The sequence below is a fragment of the Mesorhizobium sp. M7D.F.Ca.US.004.03.1.1 genome, assembly GCF_003998635.1.
Lineage (GTDB): Bacteria > Pseudomonadota > Alphaproteobacteria > Rhizobiales > Rhizobiaceae > Mesorhizobium > Mesorhizobium loti.
Genome location: NZ_RZQG01000309.1, coordinates 1 through 6,326, shown reverse-complemented (window position 1 = coordinate 6,326; position 6,326 = coordinate 1). Strand labels below are relative to the sequence as shown.

Here is a 6,326-nt window from a genome sequence, read left to right as displayed (position 1 = left end):
ACGCATAGCGTCTTGATGATCGGCATCTTGGAACGACGGCCGAGCGCCAGCACGATGCCCAGCGGCAGCGACACGGCAATACCGACGAAGGACAGGCTGAGCGTTACCAGCAGCCCGCCCCACAGCGAGGTCTCGACATGTGGCAGGCCAAACATGCCGCCGACCAGCAGGATGAAGGCGACGATCGGCAGCACAAAGAACAGCAGAATGGCATTCAGCCCTTTGCGCGGCACTTTCGGGATGAGCATCGGCACCAGCAGCGCCACGAAGAAGATGGCGACCAGGATCGGCCGCCAGCGCTCCTCGATCGGATAGCGCCCGACCATGAACTGGCCGAACTTGGCATTGACGAAAGCCCAGCAGGCGCCGGTCCAGCCATCCGGCTGGACGCCGCCTTGCGCCACGGTGGCGCATACGGTCCGGTCCGGTCCCGTCCACACAGCGTTGATGAACGCCCAGTTGATGATTTGCGGCAGGATCAGCGCCACCAGCGCGATGCCGGCGATGGTCAGAATGGTGTCGCCGGCAGAAGCGATCAGGTTCTTGCGCACCCACGCACTGAAACCCGTAACGCCGGCTGGCGCCGGCTGCGCCAGCACCATTTCGGTGCGCACCCAGGACATATCATGTTCTTGCATGTCCTTACCTCTCCACCAGCGCCATCTTGGCGTTGAACCAGTTCATCACAAGCGAGGTCAGGAGGCTGATGGCCAGATAGATCACCATCATGATCACCACGCCCTCTACAGCCTGGCCGGTCTGGTTCAGCACCGTACCGGCGGTCGCTGTCAGGTCCGGATAGCCGATGGCGATGGCGAGCGACGAGTTCTTGGTCAGGTTGAGATACTGGCTGGTCAGCGGCGGAATGACGATGCGCATGGCCTGCGGCACGACGACCAGCCGCAGGATCGATCCGGGCCGCAACCCCAACGCACCGGCAGCTTCCGTCTGGCCCTTGCTGACGCCCCTGATGCCGGCGCGTACGATCTCGGCAATGAAGGCGGCGGTATAGCAGGACAGCGCCAGATACAGCGACAGGAACTCCGGCCTGACCTGGAAGCCGCCGGTCAGGTTGAAAGTCGATTGCTTCGGGTAGTCGAAAGTCAGGGGAAAGCCGCTCAGCGCATAGGCGAGCAGCGGCAGCCCGACGATCAGCGCCAAGGCTGTCCACAACACCGGGAATTGCTGGCCGGTCGCCATCTGCCGTTGCCGCGCCTTGCGCGCGACGAACCACGCCATGCCGATGCCGACGAGCAGAGCGACGAAGATCAGCCAGGAGCCGTCGCCCCACACGGCGCGTGGAAAATAGAAGCCGCGCTGGTTGAGGAAGGAGCCGAACGGCAGATTGATGCTGTCGCGTGGTGCCGGCAGCACGGCCAGCACGCCGGAATACCAGAAGAAGATGACCAGCAGCGGCGGGATGTTGCGGAACACCTCGACATAGACCGTGCAGATCTTCCTGATCAGCCAGTTCTGCGAAAGCCGGCCGATGCCGACAATGAAGCCGATGATTGTCGCGGTGATGATGCCGACGATGGCGACGATGACAGTATTTAGGAAGCCGACCAGGATGGCGCGGCCATAGGTCGAATCCGATGAATAAGCGATAGCGCTCTCGCTGATGTCGAAGCCGGCGCGGCCCTTGAGGAAGCCGAAGCCCGAAGCGATGTGAAGGCGCGTCAGGTTGGCAATGACGTTGTGGGCAATCCACCAGACGCCCGCCACCAGCAGAACGACGACCAGCGCCTGGAAGAATATGCCCCGGACTTTCGGATCGTTGATAAAGGAACCGCGGCTGGGCTCCTCGCGAAGAACTTCCTGCGATGCCATTCGACCGTCCCCTGGAAAGAGAAACCGGAAGGCAGACGACCTGCCTCCCGGATCACATTTCGATCAGCGGATCGGCGGAGCGTATTGCAGGCCGCCCTTGGTCCACAGCGCGTTGATGCCGCGCGCGATCTTCAGCGGGCTGCCCGAACCGACATTGCGTTCGAACATTTCGCCATAATTGCCGACGGCCTTGACGATGTTGACGACCCAGTCATTGGAGACGCCGAGATCGGTGCCGATCTTGGTATCGGCTTCCTGGCCGAGCACGCGCTTGATCTCAGGGCTGGCCGAATTCTTCATTTCATCGACATTGGCCTTGGTGATGCCGAGCTCTTCAGCCTGCAACAGCGCGAAATAGGTCCACTTGACGATGTGGTACCACTGGTCGTCGCCCTGGCGAACGGCCGGCCCGAGGGGCTCCTTCGAGATGATCTCGGGCAGCACGACGTGATCGGCCGGCGATCCCAGCGTCAGGCGAATGCCATAGAGGCCCGACTGATCGGTGGTGTAGACGTCGCAGCGGCCGGCGTCATAGGCAGCGTTGACCTCTTCCAGCTTTTCGAAGACGACCGGATTGTACTCCATCTTGTTGGCCTTGAAGTAGTCGGCGAGGTTGAGCTCGGTGGTCGTGCCGCTCTGCACGCAGACGGCGGCGCCGGAAAGCTGCAACGCGGAATTGACGCCCGGCAGCTTCTTGGCATTGATCATGAAACCCTGGCCGTCATAGTAGGTGACGCCGATGAAATTCAGGCCAAGTGCCGTGTCGCGGTTGATCGTCCAGGTGGTGTTGCGCGACAGGATGTCGATCTCGCCGGACTGCAGCGCGGTGAACCGCTCCTTGGCGCTGAGCGGCGTGAACTTGACCTTGGTGCCGTCACCAAAGACGGCGGCCGCGACAGCGCGGCAGAAATCCGCGTCGATGCCTTGCCAGTCACCCTTGTCGTCTGGCGCCGAGAAACCGGCGAGGCCGGTCGAGACGCCACACTGGATGAAGCCCTTCGCCTTGACGGTGTCGAGCGTGGTTGCCGACGCGGCCGACGCCACCAACCCAAGCGTGGCGGCGCCAAGAATGCCGATAGCAATATGTTTCATGACCCACAGACCCTTCTTCTGTTTTTCAGGGCAAACCCTGATTTTTTTCCCGTGTGAACGCAGTTCCCATTCCGGCCCATTCCCGGAACCCCGCATCGTAACCGACGCGCCGCCTCCCATTCACAAATGTCATCGAAGGCGATAATTCCTGTGAGGTCAAGGGAAATGACCGAAACCGAAAGAGTTTGAAAACCGATTGCCGCAAATGCCTGATTTACAGACAAACGCGCCCGCGATTTGGTCAGTAGCGCAAATAAAGGCGGCAAAGCTCATTCAATGCCAATGCGAGGCCAATGCGGACCGCGGTAGCGAAATCCTTCCCAGGCAACATCTCGGCGTTATTGACCTCAATGCGCAATGAATTGCCATATCCAAAGACTGTCATCTGTCAGTTGCGGGCCAATACTGGCCGGAGACAAGGGCTGTTCTCAAAGGGCTCGAAAGACGAACCAGGCGCCGATCGCAGCCATCAACGCGCCCGAGACGCGCGGGATCAACTGCCCGGTCGGGACCGTCTTCTCCAGGAGAACAAGGATGGCGATGCCGGCGATCCACAGCACGTTCATGACGCCACCGACGAACAGCAGAGCCATCAGGGCCCAGCAGCAACCCAGACAATAGGCGCCGTGATCGATGCCGAGCCGAAGCGCGCCGAGCGGAGCGGAACGGAACCCGCCATGGCTGGCGAGGAACGCGATCGGCGCCTGACATTGGCGCAGGCAGACGCCCTTCATCGGCGTCCATTGATAGAGACCAGCGGCGATCAGGACGAGGCCACCGAGGATCGCGCTGTCGGTCGCCATCGAGGGATCGAGCAAGGCGAGACGGGCGAGCAGCCATTGCGCACCGGTTGCCAGGACGCTGAAGACGACCCAGACGGCAAGATAGCCGGCAAAAAACCATCCCGTCGAAGCGATGGGCCGGCCATCCGCGTGCGCCTTGCGGCCGACACCGGCATAGAGCAGCAACATCGGTGCGACCGAAGGCGTCATCATGCCGACCATCATCACCGCCCACATTGTGAAGATGAAAGCGAAATCGGCCGATGACCAGGTCCGGAACCCGGGCGCCACGGTGGCGCCCATGTCCATGCCGCCCGTGTCCATGGTCGACATGTCCATTCCAGCTATGTCGCCGCCTGTGCTGCCCGGTACGGGGGAACCGGGCATGACCATGTCGGCGGTGAGCCACAGCACATAGACCCAGGCGAGCAAGGCAATCACGACGAGCGCGGCCGTCACGACTGCGCGATCGCGCCGCAGCACCGCCTCGAGGGCCGTGTCGCCCATTGGATCAGGTCAATGCACGATGCCGCTCTGCGTGAGATGCAGATTGGCGAAATGGCTGTGCGTATCGGCCAGCTCGAACTTGATCGGGCCCGTCGCCTTGGTCCAGCCACGCCCGACCTCGGCGATCACGTATTCAAAGCCGTGCGGCAGGTCGATGCGCGCCTGATGCTCGGCGCCGGTGACCGGATTCTTGATCGGCTCGCCATGGCCGTCGGTTACGCCCTTGACGTGCAGCCGCCCGGTTCGCGCGTCGACGTCGACCTTGAATTCGATCGGGGCAAAGATCGGATCGTGGAATTTCTCCAGCGTGGTCGAAAAGACCTGGAATATCGTTGCGCCTGGTTCGGTGTCGAGACCGCCCAATATGCGGAGCAGCGCTGCACGTTGGGCTTCGGTCGCCCGCTCGTCGATAACCACCGCGGCTTCGCCCCTGCCCTGGTGTATGGCGCCGGGCCAGCTGAAAATCCCGACGAACCGCAGTCCGTCGAGCTTGGTGTCGCCATGATGGCCGCTCTCGATTTCCATGCCAGCGACCGCCTGGCAGAATCCGTATGTCGGCATGGCGTTGAACTGGCACGGGCAGCCATAGGCGCAGTTGCAGTTGATGAATTCGCGCGCCTTCATTGTCCATTTGACGTCCGGCATGGCATTCCTCCCTTGCCGCGCTCACGCTCTGTGAGCGCGATCCGGATCGTAGAGGACCAGAAGGTGAACCGGCAACAACCATCCGGCAGCATCTGATCGAAGCAATCCGGCGATTAATATTAGCAATATACCATATACCTTTCACCGCCGCCCACAATAGGCCGATCGGCGGAGACTGGCGCAGCGCCGACAATGCGCCGCGGGGGTCATGCCGCACCCCGCATCGCCGGCTTTTGCCGCGACGAATTGGCATATTCGAAGTCCATCTCCTGGCGGACGGTGGCTGTTGCACGGTCCATGACGCCGCACTATGGCTAGCGGCTTGTCAAACAAGGCGATGCAGAATGGCGAAAGACGGCAGCGAGCACTTTAGCGGCGGGATCGGCATCAACACGCGGCTTGCCCATTCGGGCAACAATCCGCATGACTATTTCGGCTTCGTCAATCCGCCGGTGGTGCATGCCTCGACCGTGCTTTTTCGTGACGCGGCTTCGATGGCGGCACGCAGCCAAAAATACACCTACGGCACGCGCGGCACACCTACGACCGATGCGCTTGCCCACGCCATAGACGCGCTGGAAGGCTCGGCCGGCACGATCCTGGTGCCGTCGGGTCTTGCAGCGGTGACCGTGCCGCTGCTCGCCTTCGTGTCGGCGGGCGACCATCTGCTGATCGTCGATACCGTCTATCATCCGACCCGCAACTTCGCCGACACGATGCTGAAGCGGCTGGGCGTCGAGGTCGAGTACTACGCCCCCGATGTCGGCGCCGGCATCGCCGCGTTGATCAAGCCCAACACCAAGGTGGTATTCACGGAATCGCCAGCCTCCAACACGTTCGAGGTGCAGGACATCCCGGCTATCGTCAAGGTGGCGCACGCCGCAGGCGCCATCGTCATGATGGACAATACCTGGGCGACGCCGCTTTATTTCCGTCCGCTCGACCATGGTGTCGACATCTCCATCCATGCGGCGACGAAGTACCCGGCCGGCCATTCCGACGTGCTGCTTGGCACGGTGTCGGCCAATGACAGCTGCTGGAAGCATCTTTACGAAAGCTTCTGCACGCTTGGCTGTTGCGCCGGGCCAGACGACGTCTACCAGGTGCTGCGCGGCCTGCGCACCATGGGCGTGCGCCTGGAGCACCATCAGCGCAGCACGCTTGCCATCGCCTCCTGGCTCGAGGGCCAGAAGGGCGTGGCGCGCGTGCTCCACCCTGCCCTTCCCAGCCATCCGGACCACGATCTGTGGAAGCGCGACTTCTCCGGCTCGAGCGGCATCTTTTCCATCGTGCTTGCCGGCGGCGGCCAGAAGCAGCAGCACGCCTTCCTGGACGCGCTGCGGATCTTCGGTCTCGGCTACTCCTGGGGCGGCTATGAGAGCCTTGCCGTGCCGGTCTGGCTCGGCGACCGCGTTGTTGCAAAAGCGCCCTATGAGGGCCCGTTGATCCGCCTGCAGATCGGCCTCGAGG

General features: G+C 62.3%; 5 protein-coding genes and 1 pseudogene. 1 reads left to right on the top strand and 5 read right to left on the bottom strand.

Annotated elements, in window-relative coordinates; translation table 11 throughout:
- The 5 genes and pseudogenes from EN935_RS18080 to EN935_RS18060 all read right to left on the bottom strand — a co-directional run.
- Positions 1-638, bottom strand: a pseudogene (locus EN935_RS18080) (amino acid ABC transporter permease); the annotation flags it as partial.
- A 4-nt stretch (positions 639-642) separates the two neighbouring features.
- Positions 643-1,830 carry an amino acid ABC transporter permease gene (locus EN935_RS18075; protein ID WP_109663004.1) on the bottom strand — a complete coding sequence of 396 codons (1,188 nt, stop codon included), beginning with the start codon at positions 1,828-1,830 and terminating at the stop codon, positions 643-645.
- A gap of 63 nt (positions 1,831-1,893) precedes the next feature.
- The gene (locus tag EN935_RS18070) at positions 1,894-2,922 is read right to left on the bottom strand and encodes an amino acid ABC transporter substrate-binding protein (protein ID WP_109663002.1); all 1,029 of its coding nucleotides are present in this window, start codon (positions 2,920-2,922) and stop codon (positions 1,894-1,896) included.
- Positions 2,923-3,350: 428 nt separating this feature from the next.
- On the bottom strand, positions 3,351-4,211 hold the full coding sequence (locus EN935_RS18065) for a DUF2182 domain-containing protein (protein WP_127373490.1): 861 nt from the start codon (positions 4,209-4,211) through the stop codon (positions 3,351-3,353).
- Between the two features lie 9 nt (positions 4,212-4,220).
- Positions 4,221-4,856 carry a DUF1326 domain-containing protein gene (locus tag EN935_RS18060; protein WP_109662998.1) on the bottom strand — a complete coding sequence of 212 codons (636 nt, stop codon included), beginning with the start codon at positions 4,854-4,856 and terminating at the stop codon, positions 4,221-4,223.
- 344 nt (positions 4,857-5,200) lie between these two features.
- Here EN935_RS18060 and EN935_RS18055 point away from each other — a divergent pair.
- The coding region (locus EN935_RS18055; protein ID WP_127373489.1) for a cystathionine beta-lyase at positions 5,201-6,326 on the top strand (1,126 nt) is incomplete at its 3' end.

Coding starts and splice junctions, on each gene's coding strand:
- EN935_RS18060 (WP_109662998.1), bottom strand. CDS start 4,856: ATGCCGGACGTCAAATGGACAATGAAGGCGCGCGAATTCATCAACTGC.
- EN935_RS18070 (WP_109663002.1), bottom strand. CDS start 2,922: ATGAAACATATTGCTATCGGCATTCTTGGCGCCGCCACGCTTGGGTTG.
- EN935_RS18075 (WP_109663004.1), bottom strand. CDS start 1,830: ATGGCATCGCAGGAAGTTCTTCGCGAGGAGCCCAGCCGCGGTTCCTTT.
- EN935_RS18065 (WP_127373490.1), bottom strand. CDS start 4,211: ATGGGCGACACGGCCCTCGAGGCGGTGCTGCGGCGCGATCGCGCAGTC.